The organism is Ekhidna sp. (assembly GCF_965247405.1).
In the GTDB taxonomy this organism is placed as follows: domain Bacteria; phylum Bacteroidota; class Bacteroidia; order Cytophagales; family Cyclobacteriaceae; genus Ekhidna.
Genome location: NZ_OZ252014.1, coordinates 504,481 through 530,146, shown reverse-complemented (window position 1 = coordinate 530,146; position 25,666 = coordinate 504,481). Strand labels below are relative to the sequence as shown.

The window sequence follows — 25,666 nt, the reverse complement described above, 5'->3', positions numbered from 1 at the left end:
ACTGAAATGACGATTGAAAATCGTCTCTAAATACGAATCCGGCATTAAATCAGGAATGACTGGATCAAAACAGGGATGTCTCGATCGGGGAGGGGAGGATCATAAAATTGGAGCGTCGGTTTGGTTTGCTCCAGGATTAATGAAATATCCTTAAGGAGGAAGTGATTGACAATTGCCAGCTCAAACAAATCTGGGGTTGCATCGAAATCAAAACCTACAGTGGTGATTTCTTCGACTTTCAACTCCTGACTTGTATCCTCACAACATGGCATAGGATCTTTGTCATTTGATCCGGTGCAGTTTTGTGCATGCTCAAAAACAGCTACAGACTTCAACCGACCCATGCAATAATGCTTATTGAGGGTGACACCTGTGGTCGCAATCAATAAAGCGATTGCCAGGAAGCTGTTCAGTATGTTTTTAGCGATTCTCACTGTTGCAAAGATACGAAATTAAACCTTGGAGGTTTTCGAAACCTCCAAGGTTTCTAGTATTCAAACTCCATCATTACATCTTTGGCTTTAAGCTCTTGATGTATTTTAATAAACTCATTTTTACCTCCAAACCATTCCAGTCCTAATTTTCGTTCAATTTTGGTTGGGCTACTCAATAGATATGCGTTATAGCTGCTGTGCGACCATTCATTCAAATCATTTACAAATTGATGATGAATTGGATTGTTGTGAATGTAAGCTATTAATCTTGTGAAGTAGGTGTCATTGTCGATCAACTTCCTTCTAAACTTTGGAATGAAAAGTGACCCTTTTCGATCGTACATTTTATTGTAGGCTTGCGTATAGGCATTGAAAAGGTTGCTAAACTGTTTGCTTAATTTGAGACTAATCTCTCCAAGGGTTCCAAAACCTTGGAGTGCTCTTAATTCTTTTTCTCCTCTTATCTCAACCATCAAATGCAAATGATTAGGCATCAGGCAGTATGCGTATGATTTAGCAATAGGGTGAATGTGCTGAGCATACTTTTCCAGGAGGTAGCGATAATTTTCATCCGTTCTAAACAAATTCTCAGATCCATTGGCATGAGTCCAAATGTGATAAATGCGATTTGGTTCAAGAGGAATAAATGGTTGAGGCATGTGCCAAATATAAAACCTCCAAGGTTTTCGAAACCTTGGAGGTCTGTCAATATCAATGACAAGCTTGATTAAACTTCTTCAACTTATAGTAATTGTATGGCAGAGGCACCAGAAAGCCTACAATCAGTGCCGGAATCAATGCCAGCCAGTACCAGATATCATCAAAGGCAGCTTTGCCACCTGTAATCATAAAATCTGTGCTGGTCATAGCGATTTCCATGGCTACCATGGATAAAAATGACATTCCTAAAGCTGTTTTGAAGGCATCCAGCCATCCAAAGCTTTCCCTGGTCTTCATCAAAATGGTTTCCAGAATAATGGAAGTACATAAGCCTGCGATGATTGCCAACACCATTTGCCACATGAGAGGGGTGGAAGGATAGTAAGCCTGTAAGAAGAAGACCATACCAAAATCTCCAATGGAGCAGCCAATCAGGCAGCTGAAAGTGTTAGTAGAGGCTCGCTTCCATTTGTTCCAATCACCCCAAAAGGATTCTTCTTCTTTAACAGCGTATCCTTTTTGACTTAGTAAGTGGTTTAAATGCGATGTAGAAATATCACCTTCTATCTTTAGCGTGACTTCCCCATTGATATCTGCCTCCCAATTGTGTATGCCTTCATCAGCATCCAGAATTGGCTTGATTTTGTCAAGACAGTTTTGACAGTGTAGCGTTGTTTTTACTTCCATTGTCTCCATGGTACAAAAGTCAACAGATTTTTAATCAATATCGTTACATGATTTTGGAAATCCTTTATATGATTTTGATAGGTTATATACTGTCAAGAGGTTGCCTTTGTGGTTGCTGCTGTCTCTTAAATTGGGTAGGGGTGAGTCCGGTTTCTTTCTTGAATTGAGAGGATAGATGAGCTACTGAACTATAGTTCATTTGGTAGGCAATTTGTGAAAGGGTAAGTTGATCGTAGATGATTAGTTCTTTCACTCGCTCGATCTTTTGCCTGGTGATAAACTTCTCTATGGTGATGCTCTCTACGGAGGAAAAAAGCTTACTCAATGATGAATAATCTTTTCCCAGTTTATCTGACAAGAAGGTAGAAAAATTCACTTTTAAAGCCTCATTGGAGTAATGAATTTGCTCAATGATTAGTCCTTTGATATTGCTGATAACAGCCGATGTTTTATCCTCTAATAATTCAAATCCTTTTTCTTTTAGAAGTGGTTCAAGGTTTGATCTTTGGGTCTTATCAAGAGGTCTTTTAATGATGGCTTCACCCAAATAAACTCGCTCAAAACCCACATTGGCATCATTTAGTGCTTCTTTCACTGCCTCGATGCATCGTGGGCAAACCATATTCTTTATGTGAATGACTGCATCCATAGACCCAAATTACAAAATTGCTCATTGATCAGTTCATTAACTTACTTTAACATATATGTTGTACAAATACACAACTTAATTTTTAACTTGTGCGTTTGTACAACAAATTAACTTGAAATGAAGGTATTATTTTATTCTTTAGTATTGGCAATTACTGTATCTGCTTCTGCTCAGCAAACCGGCAAGCAATCACTCGCTCAACTGAAAGAAAGCCCGGCAGGGTCGAAGATCATTTGGTTTTTTGATGCTGTCAAATCCGGAAATATCTCGACTGAATCAGTAGAAAAGTATTTTTCTCCAAAACTGATTGAGAAAATGGGGGCTGATGAGCTATTGGCTGCATTTGAAGATATAAGGATGAACGATGGCGCATTGATCATGTATCAGGCCGACAGAAAAAAGATGACGGAATACAAGCTGATTGTGAAAGGAACAAAATCAAATGAGTGGATGGAAATGGGATTCTATTTCGAAGATGAAAGTCCTTATCGAATCGCAGGATTTACCATTGATACGACGGAAGGATCGTTTGAATCACTCACACCCATCTATCCAAAATCAAACTAAAACTTATGAGAGGAGAACACTTAGGTGAATTAGAAGAACTGGTGCTTCTGACTGTAGGGTCACTGACTGACCAGGCCTACGCAGTTGCAATACTGGAAGAAATCAAGTCAAACACCAAACGAAACATGGATGTTACAGCCGTTCATTCTGTGTTGAGAAGGCTTGAAAAGAAGGGGTATGTAAGCTCTGAAATGGGAGGGGCATCCAAAGAAAGAGGCGGAAGGAGAAAGCGTATGTTCACATTGACTAAAGTGGGGAGAAAGGTGCTGGATGAAACCATGGATCTGCGTTACTCGCTTTATCGAAAACTTCCAAAATTGACTTTTGCAGGTTTGTCATGAATCAGCAACCACCAAAATATGCCGATCGGTTTCTGGAGTGGTTTTGTGATCCATACCTGTTGGAGGATCTACAGGGCGACTTATACGAAATCTATATTCAAAAATCTTCCAGAGGAAAGCTTAAGGCAGATATGATTTATTGGTGGATGGTCATACGATCGTTCAGGCCCTCTGCATTTAAACGAAATCAAAAACTCAAAAACTCATTTATCACTATGACTAAGAATAATTTTAAAATAGCACTGCGTGTGCTGTGGAGAGACAAGTTTAACTCGTCATTGAACCTGCTTGGCTTGATGATAGGGATTACATGCTTTCTGCTTCTAGGCTTTTATGTAAAGCAGGAAATCAGCTTTGATCGGTTTCATAGTAAAAAAGATCGTATCTACAGGAGTTGGTTAAAAGAGGATTATGGGGAGGATCAGGTGTTTTTCAATTCACATACCCCGCTGAGATTTGAATCTCTCTTTGAGGACAACTTTCCGGAAGTGGAAAAATCTGTGCAGTACATCCTCTCAAACTTCCTGGTTGGAAGAGGAGAAAACAGGATTAACGAATCTGTCGCCATCATCAGCCCGGATTTTTTCGAGGTATTTGACTTTCAATTGATAGAAGGGGACAAGGATAAGCCACTTCCCACACTCAATGATATCATCATATCACAGGAATACGCCAGGAAATATTTTGGAGATAATGACGCCATGGGTAAAACATTGTCATTACAGATTGGGCAGGATATCAAAGACTTCACCGTATCGGGCATATTTAAGGACATCCGGTATGAATCGAGTATCAAATTTGATATTGCTATTTCCACGGATAACAACAGGCTTTTATTTAGTGATCGTGCGATGAATGCCTGGTTTAATGTGGTAGCAGAAACATATGTATTGCTAAAAGAAGGGGCAAGTATAGAGAATGTAAATAGCAAAATGCAGGATGTCGTACTCAGCCAGATGGGAGATGTTGGATATGGAGATGAAGCCATGCAGCGAGATCAATATAATATTGGGATGCAACCATTAACAGATATCCACCTAAATCCGGATATACCGCTTGGAAATGCCCCGGTAGCCAATCCACAGTATGTGTTTATTCTGGGGACCATAGGATTACTCGTGCTAATTATCGCATGTATAAATTACACCACCTTGTCGACTGGTCAGTCGCTTCGAAGATCAAAAGAAGTGGGCATACGAAAAGTATTGGGCGCCTATAAGAAAACATTGGTCTATCAATACCTCAGTGAAAGCATCTTGTTGACCACCATTGCGATGCTTATTGGTGCCACCGTCTCATATTTGCTGATTCCCACATTCAATAGACTTACCGGTACGGAGATATTTCTCCAGTTCGAGTGGTGGCATGCTGGAGTGTATGCTTTGCTTGCATTAATCATTGGCACAATAGCCGGATCGTATCCCGCCTTGATTCTTTCGGGCTTTAAGACGATCAATATTTTGAGAGGAAGCAGTCAGTCCGGAGGGAAAATGAACGCAAGAAAAGGGATGGTTGTGTTTCAGTTTCTGATTACGGTATTCTTGATTACGACCACTCTCATCATGAGAAAGCAAATACAATATCTTCAGAACAAAGATCTGGGAATTAAATATGAAGCGGTGATCTCCACCCAAATGCAGGCAGACCCTTCGGCTCAAAGGCTATCAGAAAGAATTACATCTGGGTTTGATAATGGTCAGTTGTTAAAAGCGAGACTGGAAAAGTACCCTGAAATTACCGATGTAGCTATGGGTTCCCACGTGTTTGGAACGAGTGGTTGGGCGCACCTGGCATACACCGATGATAAGGGTGTGTTCCGATGGTTTAGGATGTTGTGTGTGGATGCTAATTATTTCAAAACCTTTGGAATTGATATTATTGAAGGGCGTGCTTTTGAGGACGGAAATGGCTTGGATATGAGGCAGTCTGTCATCCTGAATAAAGCTGCGGTAGAACATTTTGGCTTAAAAAACCCACTTGGAGCCAAGCTTCCTGGTGACGATTTTGGAGACCATCAAATCATTGGGGTTACGGATGATTTTCACTACTCCTCTTTGCATTCTGAAGTAGAACCACTGATAATAGTAATGAATCCAATGCCTATTTTCATGGGAGTGTCGGATGGTGATTTTCTGGATACACCTATCCCTAAATTAGTGTTTACCTATAATGGTCCCAATCTTTCTGATGGGACTGACATTCTTAAGAAGGAATGGGAAGCACTTTTTCCAAATGAAAGCTGGAATTTCAATTTCATCGACGAGCAAATAGCAGCTCAATATGCCAGTGAAGCAAGGATGAATAAACTGGTTACCATTGCAACGATTTTATCTATTGTAATAGCCAGTTTAGGGCTGCTAGGTCTCTCCATGCTAGTAGTAAATAGTAAAGTAAAGGAGATTGGTATTAGAAAAGTGATGGGAGCCTCGCCTGTTTCCATCTTTCAGCTGTTAGCTAAAGGATTTTCGACTCAGCTCTTAATAGCTATTGTTCTCTCCATTCCAATCACCATTTATATGATGAATAAGTGGTTGGACAATTTTGCCTATCGTACTTCAATAGGAGCATGGCTGTTTGTGCTAAGCAGTGTGGTGGCGCTTTTGATTGCTTTCATTGTGATCAGTTATCATACCCTGCGGGCGACAAAAATCAATCCGGTGGAATCCTTAAGAAATGAGTGACTTACTCAAATAGTATAGATCTTAATTGTTGGATCGAAGGTGTCAGCTATTTCTTCAATGGATAGCTGACATTTTTTTATCAGTCCATGCATGTAGCCGTTTTGACAATACTCCCGATAATGACGATAATGCGAGGTGAATCGCTGATCCAGCCACATCAATAATTGTTGTTTCTTGTTTTCAGGAGGAGCAAAGGCACAGATGATGGATTGTTTAGCATAAGCTGACGATGACTTCAGGATTTGCGCAGCTAGTTCTTACGGAACGACATGGAAGAAGAGGCATGCAGTGGCAAGAGAAAAATGTTCTTTGGGTTTGAAATGCTGATCGATCATCCGCCGCTCAAATGCGAGGTTATCGATGTTCAAATCCTTCGTTCGATTTTGAGCGTATTGGATAAGCTGTTTTGAGCTATCCACACCGAAACCAAATTCAATTTTTGAATGAGCTCTAAACAGAAAATCCCCTGAGCCACAACCCAGGTCAATGACTCGATCCTCAGGTTTTAACATTTCGAGCATCTGTTCCCTGATTGGGAGTAAGTATTTGTCAGACGTAAGTGATTTGATTTTACCCTTCATTAGTTGTTTTGTATCCAACAAGAGGGAAGTGGCTAACCATTATTTCGATTTTTTCACCTTAACTATTTGTTGAAAAAATACATTGTTCGGAACAGTGAAAATGCCGTCCTTGTCCTGAAGTTTGGTATAAATCATACCGATATCAATTACCTTCCCCGTTACTTCTTTTTCTACCAGTACCAACGTATCTGTGATTTTAAAGGGGTTAATGGTATAAATGATAATACCGGCAACTATGTTACTAAGGATACTCCAGATGGCAAAAAACCCAATAGCGATCACTCCCAGAATGCTCCCGATAGAAACCCAGAGATTATTAAGATCTCCACCCCAGACAATTACAAGAAGCAAAATCATAAAAGTGTAAAGGGATCCCATGATTATTCGCTTAGTCGCTGCGGTGCGATTTGGATCGTAGGAGAATTTAGTAGCAAGTCTCCTCAGGCTTTTTTTGATTATCCATCTTGATGCCAGGAATAGAATGATGATGACAAGCGTAATAGCAAGCTGCACCAAATAGTTAGCTTCCAATTCGTTAATAAAGGTTGTGAGTTGATCCATAAAGTAAAGTTAGCATTGCCTGAAGCAGAATCACCTCATGATTAAAGCAAAAAAAAGACTACCCAAAATGAGTAGCCTTTTTGAAAGCAGAAATTAATGTTTGACAGTGGTAAACTTTTTGGTTTAGCTTAAGAGGAAATTTACTACTACTAGTGAAAGAGCTAAACCGACGGTGCATATCACAAAGCTCTTGTTGATGAATCCTTTTTGTTCCTTGGTTAATTGAAGTAAAGCCATGGTGGTAATTGTTAGTTTGTGAATATGAAATAAGCTAATCCAACGACCAACTGCAATTTTGTTCGTTGAAGCCAGATGGTTTGTAGACAATACCCTAAATATCAAAGATTAGCCTATAGCCAATCCTTACGTTTGAAGTAAATGATCATGCCGATGAAGATGAAAACCATCACCCCCCAGACAATGAAATAGCCGTTTCGATACTGTAACTCAGGCATGTATTCGAAATTCATCCCATAAATACCAGCTATAAAGGTAAGCGGGATGAAAATGGTGGCTACTGTAGTCAGCACCTTCATAGTTTCATTCATCTTCTGGCTTAGTGAAGCGTAGTAGATGTTCGTTAGGCTTTCCAGAGAACGAGCAGTAGAGTCCACCTCTTCTAATGCGTTGGCACAACTCATCTTCAAATCGTTGATGTACTTCACATTGCTTTTTTGAAAAAATGACGTTCGGTTATTGAGGATATAATTGATGGATTCGAAAAAGGGATTAAGTGATTTTTTGATTAGGTCCGCTCTTTTCTTGCTTCTCTCCAGTTCAAAAAGTGTTTCTTGTTTTGGATTCTCATAGACCTCCTTTTCCAGTTGAGCGATATCTTCATTGATGTCTTCGATGGTCTCAAAATAGTTATCTAATATGGCATCTAATAGCTGGATCAACAGATAATCTGAAGTACGTTTCCGAACCCATCCAACGCCTTCCCTAATCTTTAACCGTATATCATCAAAATGGTCGCTCTCTTTTTCCTGAAATGAGATAACGTAGTTTTTACCCAAAACAAAGGAGAGCTGTTCAACATCCAGTTGGTCTTCTTCATCCAGCAAAATAGACCTGATATTAAAGAACAGGTAGTCATCAAACTCCTCAACCTTTGGTCGCTGCGTTGTATCAAGCAAATGTCTCACAGAAAGACGATCCATTTTCATGACGTCAGCAAGCTCTTGTATCAAATCTACTTCGTGCAAGCCATGAATATTCAACCAATAGATATGTGAATCCCCGATATTGGCCATCGGGCTAAATTCTTTTTCCTGAGATTCCTGAATTTCATTTTCATTGAAAGTGAAAAGCTGAACTTTGACCTCTTCTAGCCTTTTCTCTCCAATAAAGGTGATCTCTGCTTTCCCTTTTGATTTTGCTTTTAGGTCAGCATATAGATTAACGGGAGTAAGGGTCAACTCAGTAAGCGTTTTTAATCCAGTTAAAAGGAGTTTGTCAGGCCTCACCAAATCAATCGGCTTGATCTTTTTCAGCTTTTTTCTCATACCTCCAAATTAGTCGATTGAAATAGAAAAAAGAAAAATTAAACAGTAAGCACATTCGTGTGAAACATTGCTTTTAAAAAGCCAGTTATAGTACCACGATTATGAGTGAAAAGGAAATCGTTCAGGAGCGTTTGCAGGAAAAGCAACGGATGATCAATGCAAGTAAGCATATGACCAAACTTTTCATTGTTACCAGTTCACTCATTTTCATCACTCTACTGGTTGTTTGGGTTTTACAAAAGCTTCCAGACCTTATCATCCCAACTATCTATGAAGTAGCTACCTGGTTTATTTTAGTCAGCAGTGCTTTGATCGTAATGAGTCAGCTAAAGATCAGGGAAGATGAAATAGAAAAAGCATTTCGCTTTACAGGTCTTGGATTATTTTTCGGGCTACTTTTTTCAGTTCTTCAGGTAATTGGGTGGCAGGAATTACTTAGCTCTAATTTGTCCTTCAGGAACATCTTATTCCCGTTCGCTTTGATCCACTTTATTCATGTATCTGTCGGTATGATTTTGTTAGCCTCCGTTTTTAGAAAGATCAGGGAATATCGGGTGCATTCAAAATCACGTCAATACGCCTATAATGTCTTTATGTTCTGGCACTTCTTAGGAGGTGTATGGGTTCTGTTTATTTTTCTTGGGTAGGTATTTGATAAGCGGTATTAAAATTCATTGACAGATTTAATATCTTAAATGTCTAATGTCGTAACTGATGAAATATATAGCACCTATCCTCTTTTGCCTGGTAGTTACTTCATGCAGTAAAACCATTTCTTCGGAAGAAAAGCCTGTGGGTATTACTTCAGAGAAGGCTCAAGCAGATTTATTGAATCAAATTGGTCACGATTACTTTATTGATGATCAGCATTCCTATTTGGGATTCAAGATCAAGTATTTTGGGTATAGTCCGGTTAGAGGACGATTCAATACGTTTGATGGCACAGCATTTTATGACACTTCTGATCATGCCTCACTATGCACGACCATTTTCATTGACATTAATAGTATCAATACGGGTAATGAAAGAAGAGACAATGATCTAAAAAGAGAAGGTACCTGGTTTGATGCTATCAATCATCCTTATGCCACCTTCACAAGCAAGCAAGTAGTACCAAACGCAGAGGGAGGATTTGAGTTAGTAGGAGAGCTAACGATCAAAGATTCAACTAAAAATGTAAAATTTGATTTTTCTGAACCGACTGGTATCTCTCGAGACTGGGCGATGAATGAGCAGATAGATTTTGAAGGAAAAGCCATCATCAATAGACAGGATTTTGGTGTGTATGGAGGTGATTTTTGGAGTTCTGTGATGGAAAATGGACTCACTCAACTTTCTGATGAGGTAGAATTGGAGCTTAACATTCATTGTAGGCGAGCTGATTACCAGGCGCGTTATAATGACATGGACACCACCGATGTAAGAAAGAAGATTCTTGATGTAATTCGGTCGGATGGATTCGAAACAGCTTCACCTATCATTCATGAGGCATTTAAGAATGAGGAACTTTCTTCGGGTGGGATGTCAACCATCGGCTTTGTGCTTAACGAATGGAAGAGATATGAGGATGCAATTGATTTATTCGAATTGAAGAAGAAACTAGCAGGTGAAAACGCTACCGTTTTTACGCAATTAGGAATCACTCATCTATTGGCAGAAAATGATTCCATCGCAGATACATATTTCATGAATTCTTTTGAACTGGATTCAATCAACTCAAGAACTGTTTTGTATTCACGCTTAATGGAAACAATGTCTCGTTAAGGCTATTTTGTGGGACATACTGGATTTGACCGGGCTGGCGCTCCAGCCAGTGACCTCACTTATAATCATGTTAAGATGATTCTAGATTGGAAAGTGTGGGACATACTGGATTCGAACCAGTGACCTCTTGCCTGTCAAGCAAGCGCTCTAAACCAACTGAGCTAATGCCCCAATAAAAAAGCTAAAGTAAACTTTTTCTTAAAAAACGGGAGCCAGTGTCTCACCAAACAAATTTGAGTTGCTGCAAAAACAAAAGCCCGCAATTAGAATTGCTAGCTTTGCTTTTCTTTTCGGGGTGGCAGGATTTGGACGCGGACGGCTAGTTCTGCGACCCACTGAGTATTCCTTTTTTCCTTGAGTTAAATAGGAAGCAGGATTACCTCCTGTTGGTCGGTGATCCTTTGATGGGAGTGACAATCAAACCCTTCGTTTCACTTCTGTTTTTTCAATTTGTCTTCTCTCGTTCAAGCAAAGCTTGACTCAAGCACAAATAAAAAACCCACAGCGATTAAGCTGTGGGTTTTGATTGTCGGGGTGGCAGGATTACTCATACCCACAGGCATGCCGCACTTCCCCTCGTGAAGCTTCGCTTTCGAACTGCTTCGCAGGTTCTCATCCTGCATTAAGCATAAAAAAAGGGAAGCAAATGCTTCCCTAAATCGTCGGGGTGGCAGGATTCGAACCTGCGACCCCCTGGTCCCAAACCAGGTACACTAACCGGACTGTGCTACACCCCGAACTGTAGGTTTTAATGAAGTGATGCGGTACGCTGTACTACACCCCGAACATTAAAATCCATCCTTAGATGGACTCCCGTTTTGAAAACGGAACGCAAATGTAGAAATTCAATTATTAAAATTCAGCATCGTATTGGATTTTTTTGGAGAAAATAGAATTCTTTCTTTTGACACCTTTTCTCAATCATTTTTAAATCCAGAATAAAGGAATTATTTACTTTTAAAAATGATTCATTGAACAAAAAATATAATCTATGAAAAAGATCAAATACGCACTATTCATCGGACTGATCGGTCTTACATCTTTATCAGCTACTGCTAGCGAAACCGATCCGAAAAATACGAACCCTAAGGAAAGAGTGGAGCAACTGGAAAGTAGGGTTCATGAAATATGGGAAATGGATTTTTCAGATATGGATAAAGAAGAAAAAGCAGCCATTAAACTCGAACTAAAAGAAATCAAAAAAGAGCTAAAGGAGGAAGGGCTTGACAGTAAAGTATCTATTTCCATAGGAGCGATAATCATTATTTTGTTGCTTTTGATCATCATTACTTGATCATGCGTAGAACAAAACCATCACGGTACCCGAGCAGAGGCATTCAGGACATAGAGACCTTGTATCAGATCATTGATAAAGGTCTTTTTTGTACCGTCGCTTTTAATCGAGATGGAGTTCCACATCAGATTCCAACAGGCTTTGCCAGGGTAGGGAATGATATTTACATCCATGCTTCTGCTAAAAGTGCATTTATCGATACGATCATTGGTCAGGAGGTAAGCTTCTCAATTACTCATCTTGATGCTCTGGTACTTTCTCCGACAGCTTTTGATCATTCATTCAATTATCGTTCGGTCATAGGTTTTTCCAAAGTAGAAGAAATCACTGATCCAAAGGAAAAACTCAAGTTCTTTAATGTTTTTACCGATCGATATATTCCAGGGCGGATTGCGGATATAGGTGAGCCAACTCCCGAGCAAGTATCTATTACAAAAATCGTCCGACTCTCACTGGAAAATGCGGCAGCAAAAGTACGGGCAGGTGGTGTGAATATGAAGATGGAAAAAGACAGTGTCTGGTGCGGAGTGATACCGGTAAAGCAAAAGTATGGAGCACCAATCATTGATGAGCAGCTGGACAAGGATCGTGAATTACCTGAGTATTTAAAAAAGTTTATTGATGGATCTGGCCAGTCTTAAAACCCAAAACAACACGGAAGAACAGCGTTTCATGCTTCAGCTTGAGGATTCTACCGCCTTTATCGATTACAAAATCGGTAAAAGTGGGGCGGTGTATCTGATTCATACGGAAGTGCCTGACGAAATGGAAGGCCAGGGGGTAGGTCATAAACTAGTAAGAGAGTCACTGGAGATAATTGAAAAGGATGATTTAAAGATTATTCCATTGTGTCCCTTCGTGAAGTCCTTCATACAAAATCACCTTTCAGATTATGAGCATTTATTAGCAGAAGGCGCTAAATTGTAACATGGCAGAAAAAATAAAAGAATACGAAAGCGAAGAGCTAACGGTGGTTTGGAAACCAGAGAAGTGCATCCATTCAGAAATTTGTTTCAAAGGGCTTCCGGATGTTTTTGATCCTAAAGCCAGACCATGGGTTAATGTCAATGGAGAGAATGATCAAAGAATTAAAGAGCAGGTTGATAGGTGTCCATCGGGAGCATTGTCTTACAAGCTTAAAAATGAAACTCAGTCTGAAAGCGAAGTTGAAGAGGAGCAAATAGTAGAAGTGGCGAGGGGAGGACCGTTGATGGTTTATGGAAATATTAAAGTAAAGCATCATGATGGTTCGGAAATTTCCAAACACCGGGTCACAGCTTTTTGCCGATGTGGTGCATCATCCAATAAACCTTTTTGCGACGGTACACATAAGAAAATCGAATTTGAAGGATAACACTTAGCTTTAAACCTGTAAATCCTAATCAGCCAACATGAAACTAAGAAAACCTAACCTTAACTGGGGAGACATATTTGCTAACCTTCTTGCATTGTGTGCATTTGCAGCAATCGGCCTGGGGCTATGGCTATGCTACATTTTCATCGTGAAAATGAATGGCTTTAGTGAGGAGATCTGGCAGGATCGAACGCTCCTGGGGATGGCTGGAGAATTTCTTGGAGGAACCGTCGGACCTATTTGGGCATTGGCGGGTGTGATCCTTTTCTTTTTGGCACTTATTTATCAAAAGCGAGAACTGGTGCTACAGCGTATGGAGCTTCAGGAGAGCAGAAAGATCATGGAAGATCAATCACAAACCATCGCCATTCAGCAATTTGAAAACACCTTTTTTCAATTGCTGAATTTCCATATCAATGCAGCTAATCACATCCGCAATACAAAAATCAATGCAAAGGCAAAATCACAGAATGCCTTTGATGAGCTCTACATTGATTTTAAGCGGGAGACCGATAAGCTGAAGAAAAGAAGAAAAGCGGATGCCGGAGGGCTGAGTCCTTCAGATGAGTCGTTTGAGAATACATTTATTGCGGTATTCGAGGGCTATAAAAACACCTTTCAGCATTACCTGGAAAATTACAAGGCGCTACTTCTTTTTATAAAAAGTAAAAGCCATGATCCCTCTTTTTATTACAACATTGTTAAGTCACATTTTACAGAGCAGGAGGTACAGGTTCATTTCTTTTATATTATTCTGGTTTCCAAGAATAAGGAATTGATTGAGGTGATAGAAAAATATCATCTATTCCAAAAACTAAATGAAAGAACAGTGGCGGATGTGGATCCATATCACCTGAAAAAGGTTGATGAGCAAGCATTTAAAAAAGAAGATTAGTGATAATGAAAAAAGCAGCCCGAAAGCTGCTTTTAATAGTAGCGAGGAGCAGATTTGAACTGCCGACCTCAGGGTTATGAATCCTGCGCTCTAACCAACTGAGCTACCTCGCCATGAAGATTTTGAGGCATGTCTTTCATCAGCGTTCTGATGTGTCCCTCAAAAAGGAACGCAAATCTATAAAAGATTTCTTTTCTGCCATGGGCTTGCCGAAATAGATTTTTTTTTTACCTTATCAAAAATTTCACCGGTATGGCAAAGTATCAATATGTAGGGGAGTTTGAGTTCAACGCATCCAAAAAGATGCTCTACCCATATTTTAGTACAGCATCTGGCTTAGCGCAATGGTTTGCTGACGATGTGAATATCAATAATGAAGATAAGGTCTACACATTTATATGGGATGGTGACGAGACTAAAGCCAAGCTAACTTCCAATAGAACCAATCATCATGTGCGATTTGATGTCATAGATGAAGATGATGATGACAACAATTTCTTCGAATTTAAAATAGACATGAACGAGCTCACCCAATCAGTATACGTTCGCATCACCGACTACTCTGACATGGACGAAGAGGAGGCGAGCGAGCTTTGGGAAACACTCATCCATGATCTTAAAGAGATTGTTGGAGGCTGACCTTCAGGGAAGAAACTGGTACCTTTCTTGCTAACATCCTATTCTCTAATTTTGCACCTCTATGAGAATGAGAAAGTTGGATGTCCTGATGCTAAAGTCCTTCATTGGACCTTTTTTGCTAACCACCGCAGTAGCCAACTTCATTCTACTGCTTCAATACATGCTCAAGTACTTCGACGATTTCGTAGGAAAAAACCTGGGCTTCTCTGTTTTTGCTGAACTGATCTTCTACTTTTCCCTCAATATGCTTCAGGTGGCTTTGCCATTGGGGGTACTACTGGCGTCTTTGATGACTTTTGGTAATCTGGGAGAACAATTTGAATTGACCGCCATCAAAAGCTCAGGGATATCTCTGCTGCGAACGCTTAGACCAATTTTTCTATTTGTTGTCGTACTATCCATAGGAGCTTATTTTTTCAACAACTTCACCATCCCGGCAGCCAATCTAAAGGCATACAGTCTTCTCTACGACATCAAGCATACTAAGCCCGCTTTGGATATTAAATCGGGGACATTTTATAATGGCATTCCTAATTATAGCATAAAAGCGAAGGATAAGCTTCCTGATGGCAAAACATTGCTGGACGTCATCATCTACGATCACTCATCCGGAAGAGGAAATAAGACGGTGATCCTTGCCGATTCCAGCTTGATGTATACGTTCATGGATGACCGGTACCTCAAACTCGAAATGTATAACGGTCATTATTATTCCGAGGAATCCAAATCCAGCAGTGAGATCGATCGATTTTATCGCACCGAATACAATCGAATGGATATGGTGTTTAGCCTGGCATCATTTGATCTGAAGCGAAGGAAAGAAGAGCTTTTTCAGAATAATCGTCAGATGAAAAACATTTCAGAGTTATCGCATGATGTGGATTCATTTAAAAACCAGGTAGTGAGACAAAAAGCAAGTTTTATTCAGACCACCAGAAGGTACTTTGATTATCATATGCTGAATAAGGAACTTATTAATGAGAAAGGTATAATCGAGCTTGATAGTGCAGATATTGAGGAAAGAGACTCGATAATGAATAGCCCAGTCAGAGCTTCTGTTTTTCCCGTTTATTTATTAAGCCAACAACTGTCAAAGAAGAAACCAAAAGAGGCTAAGAACCGGCCCAAATTAATTGCACAGGATACCTTAATTAGAGAATTGGATGAAGAATTGCTAAAAAATGATAGGCGACCTATTGATCTAAAAAAGAAGCGGTCCAGGAATCGATCAACGTCTTTTAGCTTAGAAGTAGGAAATATTGATACCCTACAATGGAGTCACATAGATACCTATCTTGATGATAAGCTTAAGAACAGAAAACCAATCCTCTCTGATGCCCTCAACAAAGCACGAAACGTCAAAGTCAATTTAAATTCAGCTAAAACCAGACTATTTCAATATCAGCGGGATGTGAATTTGTATACCATTGAGATGCAGAAGAAATACGCGCAGGCTTTGGCTTGTATATTGATGTTTTTGATAGGTGCTCCTCTTGGAGCCATCATTAAGAAAGGAGGTTTGGGAGTTCCGACCATTTTGGCCATTTTCTTTTTCATCATTTATTACGCATTTACCAGCATTGGAGAGAAGCAGGCCAAATCCGGAGTGATGGATCCGTATCTTGCTTCATGGATGTCAGACATGATTCTGTTACCTTTTGGTCTATACTTTTTGAAGCAGGCACGGGTAGATGCCCGATTATTTGAAGTTGATGCATATCGTGTAGGTATAGAAAAGCTTAAGCGTAGATTTGCTCGGAATAGGAACAAAGCGTAAATTTGCGCTTCAATAAAAAGAGGTAGACGATTTAAGAATGTATCTAGCAAAAGAAAAAAAGGAAGAAATTTTTAAAGAGCACGGAAAGTCAGCAACAGACACAGGGTCTGCAGAAGGTCAGATTGCGTTATTCACGACACGAATCAACCACCTGACTGACCACTTAAAAACTCAGAAAAAAGACCATGCATCACGATTAGGTCTTTTAAAGCTAGTAGGTAAGAGAAGAAGACTTCTTGATTACCTACACAAAAATGATATCGAGCGATATCGTAGCATCATTGCTAAGCTTAACATCAGAAAATAAAAAATTAAGGGGGATCAAATTTCTGATTCCCTTTTTTGATTGTAAACACCCAGGGGCAAAACGTGTCCCTTTTATCAATTTATTATGAATGTAATTACTAAAACCTTCCAACTATCAGACGGCAGGGAAGTATCCATCGAAACAGGAAAACTAGCGAAACAAGCGGATGGATCTGTCGTTGTGACAATGGGAAATGCCAAGCTCTTGGCAACTGTGGTTTCTTCTAAAGAAGCTAAAGAAGGAGTGGATTTTTTGCCACTCTCTGTTGATTATCAGGAAAAATTTGCGGCAGCCGGAAAGATTCCAGGCGGCTTTTTGAAACGAGAAGGAAAACTTTCTGACTATGAAGTACTCATCTGCCGATTGGTAGATCGTGCACTTCGACCATTATTTCCATCTGACTACCATGCCGATACACAGGTATTCATTCAGCTAATTTCAGCAGACAAAGATGTAATGCCGGATGCTTTGGCTGCATTGGCTGCTTCAGCTGCAATCTCTGTATCTGACATTCCATTTGGAGGCCCAATTTCTGAGGTCCGAGTGGTAAAAGTAGGTGGAGAGTATAAAGTAAATCCAACTCCGGAGGAGATGGAGAAAGCCACGCTTGATCTAATTGTTGCCGGTACTGCCGACAACATCATGATGGTGGAGGGTGAGTCTAAAGAAGTAGATGAGTCTGAAATGCTGGAAGGCATCAAGAAGGCTCACGAAGAAATCAAGGTTCAGTGTGCGGCTCAGGAAGAGCTGGCCAAAGAAGCGGGAACGACTGAAAAGCGTGAGTACGATCACGAACCAAAAGACGAGGAACTGAAAGCATCCATGCACAAAGCAGTTTATCAAAAACTGTATGATGTTGCTGCAAAGAAAAACCCAAATAAAGCGGAGAGAAAAGAAGCTTTCAAAGCGGTATACGAAGAATACATTGCGCAATTCAGTGAAGAACAGCTTGAAGAAATGGATGATTTCCTTCTTGGAAAATATTTCCATGATGTTGAAAAAGAAGCCGTTCGAAACTTTGTGCTAGATTCGAAAGAAAGAATTGACGGACGCCAGCCAGATGAAATCCGACCAATCTGGTCAGAGGCGGATTACTTGCCTTCAGCGCATGGATCAGCAGTATTTACCAGGGGTGAGACTCAGTCATTAACCTCAGTAACACTAGGCACTAAGCTGGATGAGCAAATGATTGACGGGGCGATGATCTCCGGATATAATAAATTCATCCTTCACTACAACTTCCCAGGTTTCTCAACAGGAGAAGTAAGACCTAATAGAGGTCCTGGACGAAGAGAAGTAGGACATGGTAACCTTGCTATGAGAGCATTGAAACCGATGATCCCAACAGAAGAGGAAGGAAACCCATACACCTTGCGAGTGGTTTCTGATATCCTTGAATCCAATGGATCGTCATCCATGGCAACTGTGTGTGCTGGAACGATAGCATTGATGGATGCCGGTATCAAATTGAAGCGTCCGGTTTCAGGTATTGCGATGGGTATGATCTCTGATTCAGAGTCAGGTAAATATGCTATCCTTTCAGATATTCTTGGTGATGAAGATCACCTTGGAGATATGGACTTTAAAGTAACAGGTACGACTGAAGGTATCACTGCATGTCAGATGGATATTAAGGTTGACGGACTTTCATACGATGTGCTTGCAGAGGCATTGGAGCAAGCGAAAAAGGGAAGGTTACATATCCTTGGTGAAATGGCGAAGACCATTACAGAGCCAAGAGCTGAGCTTAAGTCTCATGCACCACGAATGGAGCAGCTTCGAATTGATCGAGAGTTGATCGGTGCGGTTATTGGACCTGGTGGAAAGATTATTCAGGAAATTCAGAAAGAATCGGGAGCTACGGTGAACATCGAAGAGGATGATAAAGGTGGAAAAGTAAGCATCTTCGCTGTGGATGGTGATTCATTAAATAACGCATTGGCACGAATCAAAGCGATCGTACAGCAGCCGGAAGTTGGTGAAGTGTATGATGGTAAGGTTAAGTCAATCATGCCATTTGGAGCATTCGTTGAATTCCTTCCTGGAAAAGATGGATTGCTTCATATCTCTGAGATCAAGTGGGAGCGTGTTGAAAACGTATCTGATGTGATGGAAGAGGGTGAGGAGATCAAAGTGAAGTTGATCGACATTGATAAGAAGACAGGTAAGTTTAAGCTTTCAAGAAAAGTATTGCTTCCTCGTCCTCCGAAACCAGAGAAGCAGGAAGAGAAAGCTGAAGGGTAAGCTTCAGGACACTTTTGAATTTTTTATATGCCCAAGTGGCACAAAAGCTAATAAGATGGTGTTCTGATTCGGAACACCATTTTTTTATAATAAGACTAGATAAATAAAGATGTCAACAGAACGAGTAAAAGTATTAATCATAGGATCAGGCCCTGCAGGATTTACTGCTGCAGTTTATGCTGCACGTGCAGGAATGAAGCCAGTTCTTTATCAGGGCGGTCAGCCCGGAGGCCAACTTACAATCACCAATGATGTTGAAAATTATCCGGGTTATCCTGACGGTGTGATGGGTCCTCAGATGATGGTCGATTTTCAGAAACAGGCCGAGCGATTTGGAACAGATGTTCGAAGCGGAATGGTGACGGCAGTTGATTTTAGTGGATGGCCACACAAAGTTACTGTTGATGAAAAAACGGAAATCGAAGCTGAAGCGGTGATTATTTCAACCGGAGCATCTGCAAAATGGCTTGGACTTGAGAGTGAACAGCGACTAAACGGAAAAGGTGTTTCTGCCTGCGCAGTGTGTGATGGCTTTTTCTTTAGAGGTCAGGATGTTGTGATCGTGGGGGCTGGAGATACTGCAGCAGAGGAAGCAAGCTACCTTTCCAAAATTGTAAATAAAGTATACATGCTTGTTCGAAGAGACGAAATGCGAGCTTCTAAGATCATGCAGCAGCGGGTAAAAAATGCGCCGAATATTGAGATTCTTTGGAATACGGAAACCAAAGAAGTATTGGGAGATGAGGAAGTCAATGGCGTTAAAGTTATCAATAACGAAACAGGAGAGGAGCGAGTCCTTGAAGCACAAGGTTTCTTTGTGGCGATCGGGCACAAGCCGAATACAGATATCTTCAAGGGATGGATCGATATGGATGAGCAGGGCTACATTAAAGCTATCCCTGGAACATCTAAAACGAACATTCCGGGTGTATTTGCCACAGGTGATGCGATGGATAAGGTTTATCGTCAGGCGGTAACTGCTGCCGGAACCGGATGTATGGGCGCTTTAGATGCTGAAAAGTGGATCGCAGAGAAGGAGGTTGAGATGCAGGAAGCATAAATTTAGTAGCAAAACGTATAAAAAATGCCTTGCGATAATTCGCAAGGCATTTTTTGTTTACAGGCTATTCTTTTATTCAAAATTTACTTCCAGCGCTGCAATCACTGCTGGATTGTAAGGAGTTAGATCCTGAAGACGATCTGCAAATTGATCGAATAGTGGATCAGGTGACTCGCCTCCCTGAATAAACCCATCTGAATTGAAATAACCGGGAGCTTCTGTATTTTGTAGATAGGCATCTATTTGCTCTTGTGGCAAACCTGGGAATGCCATCTGGATTTGGGCAGTAAAGACATTCTTTAAAGAATTCTCAACCAACAACACTTCTCGGTCGTCTGAATCTACGCTTCCACCCGGAAGCCCAACTTCAGCTACTCCAATACTTCCTTTGTGGATACCGGATGCTACGAACGCCCAGTTGAATCCTAGATCATCAGTGAAGAAAGTAGCGTTTGGATGGTATGAGTTTCCATAAACATCGATTACTTCTCCGGTTTTTCCAACAAACATCTTGAGTGTGCTGATAGAGTAGGGATCTACACTAGGATCTTCGAGTGGCAAATTGTCTATGGTCACAATCATGTGTGCATCATAGTTGGTGCTTTCTTCGGAGTATTCCATTTTGTAAATCGCGTCTCCGGCCTCCGCATCTTTCACCCGATCTAAATTGTAGGGCTTAATGATCGCCACACCTTTAATAACTTCTTTGTTCCAAAATACTTGCATGCCTTTTCCGCCATCGTCATTGCCTTCAGATTCAGCATCGGTAATAGTCAACGAATATTCATAATCCCCCCCTTCATATGTATCCCCTTTGACCACCGTCAGATTTTTCACTCTTCCATCATCGTCACTTTCGTAGGAGAGAAAAAACTCACGATCAATTTCAAATGCAAGTCCGCCTAATATCGCTTCTGTCAGTTCGCCTGCACCTTCACCAATTGCAATAAATAGTGAAAGCAGTTCGTAGATTTCATTTCCATTTAATTCACCTTCAGCAGCACGTCCGGCTTTTCTGCCATTAGCAGCATCAGGATTTGCAAGTGGATCCGGCACATCGATTGAGAAACGTTCCGGTAGGATACTCTCCTGAACAGGAGGTGTGTCAATCGAATCGTCGCATGAAGCAGCAAAAAGTAATAGTGCTACCAGCGAAATCAGGGTCAATAGATTTATCTTTTTCATTGTTTCTTTCGTTTTCATGATTGAAAATTATTTGTGATTTGTATTGATCACACATCTTTCAGGATGTACCCTGGATAATTTTCAATTTTTTTTCAAAATATTTCATAACCCTCAGATAATCAGTTACAATCATTCCACCATGGTTGAGTCTGTATCGACCATTGAAACATAAAAATACCCAACTGCTCCTTCAGAAAGATTAGTTAGTACATTACCTGGGGCGGTATCAAAACCGCCACCACGCCAGTCTACTTCCGAAAGAAATGACCTAAGGAAGTTTTGATGATCCGGAGTAAGTGAATATTTCCGCCGATGTAACGTAGCGCCTTTCGGGAAAGTGAATGGTTCTTTCTCAGGTGCAAACGTTTTGGTAATATCAACCACATCGAGGGTATAGAAAAATGCCTCTCTCACTTGTATTGAACCATCAACTGCCCATTCAGCCCTGATATTGGTCATGGATGGGATTGACTCAGTATGGATATATTCCATTTCACCGGTTTCAGTTTCTTCTACTGTCAAAGGAGGCAATGAGGTACCTACATCCGAAGTAGCGAAAGCATAATACTCTTCTCCATTGTACTGTATATATAATATGTAAACCTTCCCGAATAATGCGACAAGTGCATTGTTTGTATAAGTTCCGGGCCTACTTTCGTCATGAGTAAACAGGTAATTGTTTTTTTCATCATTGATAATAACCAATGCATCCGTCACGGGTGGTGGATCCTGTCCAAGATTGTCGAATGTTAATGATAGCTTGATTTCCTGCGTGCTTCTTTCGTTGGTGATACCGCCATCGACGACCAAAAGGGTATTGTTATCCGTTTTTAATCCCTGATCAGCGATTTCCTCACATTGCCAGCTTAAAAGAATAATAAATATGATCAATGTCTTTTTCATAGGTTAAATGAATAGGATATAGATGGAACAACCTGATAAACAAAACGATGGGTAGACCTAAGCTCTTCAGGATTATTGATTTCGGTCGGTACGACAATTGTGTCATCATCCAGCACGATCTTATTAAAACTTCGAAGCACGGAATTTTTCTGACCATAAAAATTAAAAAATGAAATGGATAGAAAGTGATTGAACTTTCGCTCCACTTTATTGAGACGATAAGACCATCCTAAATCCAGTCGATGATAGGTCGGTAAACGATCATTGTTCTTTTCGGTGTAGATGGGGACCGTTCGGCCGGCATATTGATAGAAAGAGGTGGGGGTGGTGACAGGTGAGCCTGAAAGTATCATGAGGGTACCTGAAAAGCTGGATCGAAGAGATTTTTGGAACAGCGCATTAACAGAAAACTGTACCGGACGATCTGATAAGGCAGCATAAGGCTCTCCATCATTAATACCTTCAATTTCCCTGGTAGACTTTGAAAGCACATACGCTACACTTCCGGTTAGTTTGCCAGCCTGTTTGGAAAGCACTGCTTCAAATCCATATGCCGTTCCTTTTCCGGATCTAATCTCCGCTTCAAAATGTGGATTTAGTAACAGTTCGGCCTGATTGGCATAATCAATTTGATTCTGCATTTTCTTATAATAACCTTCCAGGTTCAATTGCCATTTTTTTTGTTTATGCGTCCAGCCCAGGGATATTTGATCAGCAGTTTGTGGCGCTATATTGACACTTGCAGGAAGCCATACCTCCAGGTTATTGAATGGACTGATGGAGTTACTGATTAGGTTGATGTATTGAGCGGAACGAGCGTAGTTGAAAGCCAGGAAGTTTTTGTCATTCACAATGTAAGTAAGCTTGATCCTGGGTTCCAGATTAGCGTAATCATTGTAGCTGCTCCGATCTTCGTAGGTGGTAGTATCTGTAACCTGATAGTCTTCATCGATGGTATACTCAATAGTCCTTCCGAAATTGGTCCATGTACTTAACCGGAGACCATAGGTTAGTAGCCATCTCGGAGATAGCTGGCGTTCATTGCTGTAGTACAGAGAGAATTCAGTTGCATTGCGCTTCGGCACAAACGGGGCATCAGCATTGCCCTCCAGGTTACCGGGGTTAAAGTTATGGCCACTAAGCTTAAACCCAAATTTGTGCGTGCTTTGAGGGTTTTGATAGAAGGTGAAATCAGTTTTTAAGCTGGCATTGGCAATACGGTTGGACCAAGTCTGACCAGGAGCTGAAATGAGTTTGTATTCATATTTGCTGGAGTAGAACGTAGTATTGGCAAATAGACGGTCACTGAAGGTATGGTTCCAACGGATCGTTCCGGCTATATTTTTCCAGGCCAGCCCTTCGCTATCTATGTATTGGTCATTGCTGGAGAAGATGGAGAGAAAGAGTCGATTGTTATCGTTGAGCTTAAGATTGATTTTTCCAGTAATGTCAAAGAAATAGAATTGATCAAAGTCTTCATTGCTCAAAAAGGCATCTATGTATGACCTTCGACCTGAGAGAAAAAATGAACTCTTTTCTTTCGCAATTGGGCCTTCCAAAGAAAGCTGGGTAGTGACCAGCCCAAGTCGACCATTCATGTGAAAATTTTTCATGTCCCCATCTTTAGTATGGATATCCATCACCGAAGAAATACGACCTCCAAAGTCAGCCCCGGCATTGCCTTTGTATATTTTTATGTCTTTGATGGCCTCCGGCGTAAAAGAGCTAAACAGTCCTAGGAGGTGAGCAGGATTATAGATGGGAGCCTCATCCACCAATATTTGATTTTGATCCCGATTGCCTCCGCGTACATTGAAGAAAGTAGATCCATCATTGAAAAGCTGGATACCAGGCAGGATATCCAGTGATTTGATTACATCCGGTTCACCTAGTACCGATGGCTTTTGCAGAATGGTTGTATTAGAGAGCTGAGTGATGTTGGAGTGCACATGATCTACTGTCTGAACAGAGTCATTAACCGTAACGACCACTTCCTGTAGAAGGGAAGAGCTGAATTCAAGGTTGATATTAAGATTTTGGTTGCTTTGGAGTGTTATCGGCATGGATTGATTCTCATATCCGATGTACGAATACTTCAAGGTATAATTCCCTGCGGGCAGAGTAATTGAATAAAAACCATATGCATTGGCAACCGTGCCAATACCCAGTTCTTCCACAAGGATAGTGGCACCTATCAGCGTTTCACCATCATTCTGATCCAGCACGTATCCACTGATGGTATATTTCTGGTCAACTACTCCATTTTTTGATTTACGAAGGATCAGCTTATTCTCCAGCCAGACATATTCTATACGCAAACCAAAAAATAGCTGATCCAGCACTTCCCTCAACTTTTGATTCCTCGCATTGATACTAACTATTTGATCTGCAGGAATGCTGCGCGTACTATAGGAGAAAGAAATGTCTGTTTTGTCAGAAATAGCATCCAATGCTTCTTCCAGTGTTACATCATTCAGTTGTAAAGTCAGCTCCTGGTCCAGCACGTCCTGACTGATTGCTTGATGTGCCAACAGCAGCATTAAAAGTATGACTATTCCAAACCGAGCAAAAAACATGAAGATATGAAGATCAGCAACCTTGGCCACATATTTCAAATCCTTCGCTGGTTTTTTCAATGGAAAGGTCGAGTGTAGCTTTTAAAACCTCCAGAATGGTGTCTAAAGATTGGTTATCAAAGGACACAGTAACAGGGCACTTACTAATGTTTTCTGACCGCAATTGAATGTTTACCTGATAGGCGTTGGAAAGATTTGTCACCACATTTTCGAGTGAGGTATCGTCAAAAATAAATTGTTTCGTCTTCCATGAAAGATAGTTGGGATCGTCGTTGGTAAGCTTGAACAATTGACCGGTTGCCCGATCAAGGACAGCTTTTTCGTTAGGCCTCAATTCCAAACGATTGCTTCCATATTTAACAGCAACCGAACCGGAAGCCACGATCACTGAAGATGTTGATTCGCCTTCCCGGGATGTTACCGTAAAGGAAGTCCCCAGTACTTCTACTTCGACAGTCGGTGTTTTAATAATAAATGGTTTTGCAGGATTCTTTTCCACTTCAAAGAATGCCTCACCCTTGAGTTCGACTTCTCGCGTATCTGCGTCGGAGAATGCTTTTGGGAAGCTCAATTCACTTGCTGCATTAAGCGTAACGATGGATCCATCCTGAAGTATCTGCTCCTGCATTTGATCTGCAACGAGGCGCTCGATCTTATCATTCTGAGCCCAGAAAAATACAATACCAACAGCCGCAAGCAGCACGATGGATGCAGCAATTCTCAACAAGGAGAATGATTCTTTCTCAGGCTTTCTAATTTCTCCTCTCAGCCGTATCCATTCTACATTGATCTCTTCTTTAGTGATTCCTGCCGCCCTGCCAGTTCCATCCCAAACTTTGGTCAACTCCACGTAGAATTGCCTGTTTGAGTCACTTTCATCAAGTAAAGCGTTTAGCCTGCTTTCATCCTGAGGTGTAGCTTCTCCGGCAAGTTTTCGAGATGCCAGATCAATCAATTCGTTATGGTTTTCAGCGTTTTCCTTCACAGCTTTTATTTATCACA

General features: G+C 40.8%; 26 protein-coding genes and 3 tRNA genes. 15 read left to right on the top strand and 14 right to left on the bottom strand.

Features of this window, described 5'->3' with window-relative positions:
- Positions 1–44: 44 nt before the first annotated feature.
- The 4 genes from ACP14Y_RS02295 to ACP14Y_RS02280 all read right to left on the bottom strand — a co-directional run bounded on the left by ACP14Y_RS02295 (position 45) and on the right by ACP14Y_RS02280 (position 2,430).
- A complete protein-coding gene (locus ACP14Y_RS02295; RefSeq protein ID WP_424961354.1) occupies positions 45–434 on the bottom strand; it encodes an HYC_CC_PP family protein in 390 nt (129 codons plus the stop codon).
- Between the two features lie 53 nt (positions 435–487).
- Positions 488–1,093, bottom strand: a complete 606-nt coding sequence (locus ACP14Y_RS02290) for a transposase (RefSeq protein WP_424961353.1) — start codon at positions 1,091–1,093, stop codon at positions 488–490.
- Positions 1,094–1,145: 52 nt separating this feature from the next.
- Complete coding sequence (locus tag ACP14Y_RS02285) at positions 1,146–1,781, bottom strand: DUF4396 domain-containing protein (RefSeq protein WP_424961352.1); 636 nt, start codon at positions 1,779–1,781, stop codon at positions 1,146–1,148.
- Positions 1,782–1,863: 82 nt separating this feature from the next.
- The gene (locus ACP14Y_RS02280; protein WP_424961351.1) at positions 1,864–2,430 is read right to left on the bottom strand and encodes a helix-turn-helix domain-containing protein; all 567 of its coding nucleotides are present in this window, start codon (positions 2,428–2,430) and stop codon (positions 1,864–1,866) included.
- A gap of 117 nt (positions 2,431–2,547) precedes the next feature.
- Here ACP14Y_RS02280 and ACP14Y_RS02275 point away from each other — a divergent pair, with 117 nt between their 5' ends.
- From ACP14Y_RS02275 to ACP14Y_RS02265, 3 genes are read left to right on the top strand one after another with little or no spacing between them, the layout of a single operon-like run.
- Complete coding sequence (locus tag ACP14Y_RS02275) at positions 2,548–2,997, top strand: hypothetical protein (protein ID WP_424961350.1); 450 nt, start codon at positions 2,548–2,550, stop codon at positions 2,995–2,997.
- Positions 2,998–3,002: 5 nt separating this feature from the next.
- Positions 3,003–3,338 (top strand): PadR family transcriptional regulator, encoded by a 336-nt coding sequence (locus ACP14Y_RS02270; protein WP_424961349.1) that lies wholly within the window; start codon positions 3,003–3,005, stop codon positions 3,336–3,338.
- Positions 3,335–6,019, top strand: a complete 2,685-nt coding sequence (locus ACP14Y_RS02265) for an ABC transporter permease (protein WP_424961348.1) — start codon at positions 3,335–3,337, stop codon at positions 6,017–6,019. The genes ACP14Y_RS02270 and ACP14Y_RS02265 overlap by 4 nt, the downstream gene beginning before the upstream one ends.
- 257 nt (positions 6,020–6,276) lie before the next feature.
- Here the strand turns inward: ACP14Y_RS02265 and ACP14Y_RS02260 are convergent, their stop codons facing one another.
- The 3 genes from ACP14Y_RS02260 to corA all read right to left on the bottom strand — a co-directional run bounded on the left by ACP14Y_RS02260 (position 6,277) and on the right by corA (position 8,666).
- Entirely contained in the window at positions 6,277–6,600 is a 324-nt protein-coding gene (locus ACP14Y_RS02260) for a class I SAM-dependent methyltransferase (protein ID WP_424961347.1), read from the bottom strand.
- Between the two features lie 39 nt (positions 6,601–6,639).
- The gene (locus tag ACP14Y_RS02255) at positions 6,640–7,161 is read right to left on the bottom strand and encodes a mechanosensitive ion channel family protein (protein ID WP_424961346.1); all 522 of its coding nucleotides are present in this window, start codon (positions 7,159–7,161) and stop codon (positions 6,640–6,642) included.
- 350 nt (positions 7,162–7,511) lie between these two features.
- Positions 7,512–8,666 (bottom strand): magnesium/cobalt transporter CorA, encoded by a 1,155-nt coding sequence (gene corA, locus ACP14Y_RS02250; protein ID WP_424961345.1) that lies wholly within the window; start codon positions 8,664–8,666, stop codon positions 7,512–7,514.
- A gap of 101 nt (positions 8,667–8,767) precedes the next feature.
- On the opposite strand from corA, the gene ACP14Y_RS02245 reads away from it, so the two are divergent.
- Both ACP14Y_RS02245 and ACP14Y_RS02240 read left to right on the top strand, forming a co-directional pair.
- Positions 8,768–9,313 carry a hypothetical protein gene (locus ACP14Y_RS02245; protein WP_424961344.1) on the top strand — a complete coding sequence of 182 codons (546 nt, stop codon included), beginning with the start codon at positions 8,768–8,770 and terminating at the stop codon, positions 9,311–9,313.
- Positions 9,314–9,380: 67 nt separating this feature from the next.
- Entirely contained in the window at positions 9,381–10,430 is a 1,050-nt protein-coding gene (locus ACP14Y_RS02240) for a YceI family protein (RefSeq protein WP_424961343.1), read from the top strand.
- A 96-nt stretch (positions 10,431–10,526) separates the two neighbouring features.
- Here the strand turns inward: ACP14Y_RS02240 and ACP14Y_RS02235 are convergent.
- Positions 10,527–10,601, bottom strand: a tRNA-Val gene (locus ACP14Y_RS02235).
- Positions 10,602–11,092: 491 nt separating this feature from the next.
- Positions 11,093–11,167 (bottom strand) — tRNA-Pro (locus tag ACP14Y_RS02230).
- 254 nt (positions 11,168–11,421) lie between these two features.
- On the opposite strand from ACP14Y_RS02230, the gene ACP14Y_RS02225 reads away from it, so the two are divergent.
- The 5 genes from ACP14Y_RS02225 to ACP14Y_RS02205 are packed head-to-tail and all read left to right on the top strand — an operon-like array spanning position 11,422 to position 13,973.
- Complete coding sequence (locus ACP14Y_RS02225; RefSeq protein ID WP_424961342.1) at positions 11,422–11,724, top strand: hypothetical protein; 303 nt, start codon at positions 11,422–11,424, stop codon at positions 11,722–11,724.
- Between the two features lie 2 nt (positions 11,725–11,726).
- Positions 11,727–12,365, top strand: a complete 639-nt coding sequence (locus tag ACP14Y_RS02220) for a pyridoxamine 5'-phosphate oxidase family protein (RefSeq protein WP_424961341.1) — start codon at positions 11,727–11,729, stop codon at positions 12,363–12,365.
- Positions 12,346–12,651 (top strand): GNAT family N-acetyltransferase, encoded by a 306-nt coding sequence (locus ACP14Y_RS02215; protein WP_424961340.1) that lies wholly within the window; start codon positions 12,346–12,348, stop codon positions 12,649–12,651. The genes ACP14Y_RS02220 and ACP14Y_RS02215 overlap by 20 nt, the downstream gene beginning before the upstream one ends.
- A 1-nt stretch (position 12,652) precedes the next feature.
- Positions 12,653–13,078 (top strand): (4Fe-4S)-binding protein, encoded by a 426-nt coding sequence (locus ACP14Y_RS02210; RefSeq protein ID WP_424961339.1) that lies wholly within the window; start codon positions 12,653–12,655, stop codon positions 13,076–13,078.
- Between the two features lie 37 nt (positions 13,079–13,115).
- Positions 13,116–13,973, top strand: a complete 858-nt coding sequence (locus ACP14Y_RS02205) for a putative phage abortive infection protein (protein WP_424961338.1) — start codon at positions 13,116–13,118, stop codon at positions 13,971–13,973.
- 39 nt (positions 13,974–14,012) lie between these two features.
- Here ACP14Y_RS02205 and ACP14Y_RS02200 read toward each other — a convergent pair.
- Positions 14,013–14,086, bottom strand: a tRNA-Met gene (locus ACP14Y_RS02200).
- A gap of 139 nt (positions 14,087–14,225) precedes the next feature.
- Here ACP14Y_RS02200 and ACP14Y_RS02195 point away from each other — a divergent pair.
- The 5 genes from ACP14Y_RS02195 to trxB all read left to right on the top strand — a co-directional run bounded on the left by ACP14Y_RS02195 (position 14,226) and on the right by trxB (position 20,000).
- On the top strand, positions 14,226–14,612 hold the full coding sequence (locus ACP14Y_RS02195; RefSeq protein WP_424961337.1) for an START-like domain-containing protein: 387 nt from the start codon (positions 14,226–14,228) through the stop codon (positions 14,610–14,612).
- A gap of 61 nt (positions 14,613–14,673) precedes the next feature.
- Positions 14,674–16,389 (top strand): LptF/LptG family permease, encoded by a 1,716-nt coding sequence (locus ACP14Y_RS02190; RefSeq protein ID WP_424961336.1) that lies wholly within the window; start codon positions 14,674–14,676, stop codon positions 16,387–16,389.
- A 37-nt stretch (positions 16,390–16,426) separates the two neighbouring features.
- Positions 16,427–16,696 carry a 30S ribosomal protein S15 gene (rpsO, locus tag ACP14Y_RS02185; protein ID WP_349562842.1) on the top strand — a complete coding sequence of 90 codons (270 nt, stop codon included), beginning with the start codon at positions 16,427–16,429 and terminating at the stop codon, positions 16,694–16,696.
- 84 nt (positions 16,697–16,780) lie between these two features.
- Positions 16,781–18,940, top strand: a complete 2,160-nt coding sequence (gene pnp / locus ACP14Y_RS02180) for a polyribonucleotide nucleotidyltransferase (RefSeq protein ID WP_424961335.1) — start codon at positions 16,781–16,783, stop codon at positions 18,938–18,940.
- A gap of 109 nt (positions 18,941–19,049) precedes the next feature.
- Positions 19,050–20,000: a thioredoxin-disulfide reductase gene (gene trxB / locus ACP14Y_RS02175; protein ID WP_424961334.1), complete on the top strand. Its 951-nt coding sequence runs from the start codon at positions 19,050–19,052 to the stop codon at positions 19,998–20,000.
- Positions 20,001–20,072: 72 nt separating this feature from the next.
- Here trxB and ACP14Y_RS02170 read toward each other — a convergent pair whose 3' ends face one another.
- The 4 genes from ACP14Y_RS02170 to ACP14Y_RS02155 all read right to left on the bottom strand — a co-directional run bounded on the left by ACP14Y_RS02170 (position 20,073) and on the right by ACP14Y_RS02155 (position 25,649).
- Positions 20,073–21,203, bottom strand: coding sequence for a hypothetical protein (locus tag ACP14Y_RS02170; protein WP_424961333.1), 1,131 nt, complete (start codon positions 21,201–21,203; stop codon positions 20,073–20,075).
- A gap of 111 nt (positions 21,204–21,314) precedes the next feature.
- A complete protein-coding gene (locus ACP14Y_RS02165) occupies positions 21,315–22,088 on the bottom strand; it encodes a DUF4249 family protein (protein ID WP_424961332.1) in 774 nt (257 codons plus the stop codon).
- Complete coding sequence (locus tag ACP14Y_RS02160; protein WP_424961331.1) at positions 22,085–24,724, bottom strand: TonB-dependent receptor domain-containing protein; 2,640 nt, start codon at positions 24,722–24,724, stop codon at positions 22,085–22,087. Before ACP14Y_RS02160 ends, ACP14Y_RS02165 begins: the two co-directional genes overlap by 4 nt.
- Positions 24,678–25,649: a FecR family protein gene (locus ACP14Y_RS02155; RefSeq protein ID WP_424961330.1), complete on the bottom strand. Its 972-nt coding sequence runs from the start codon at positions 25,647–25,649 to the stop codon at positions 24,678–24,680. Before ACP14Y_RS02155 ends, ACP14Y_RS02160 begins: the two co-directional genes overlap by 47 nt.
- Positions 25,650–25,666: the final 17 nt, after the last annotated feature.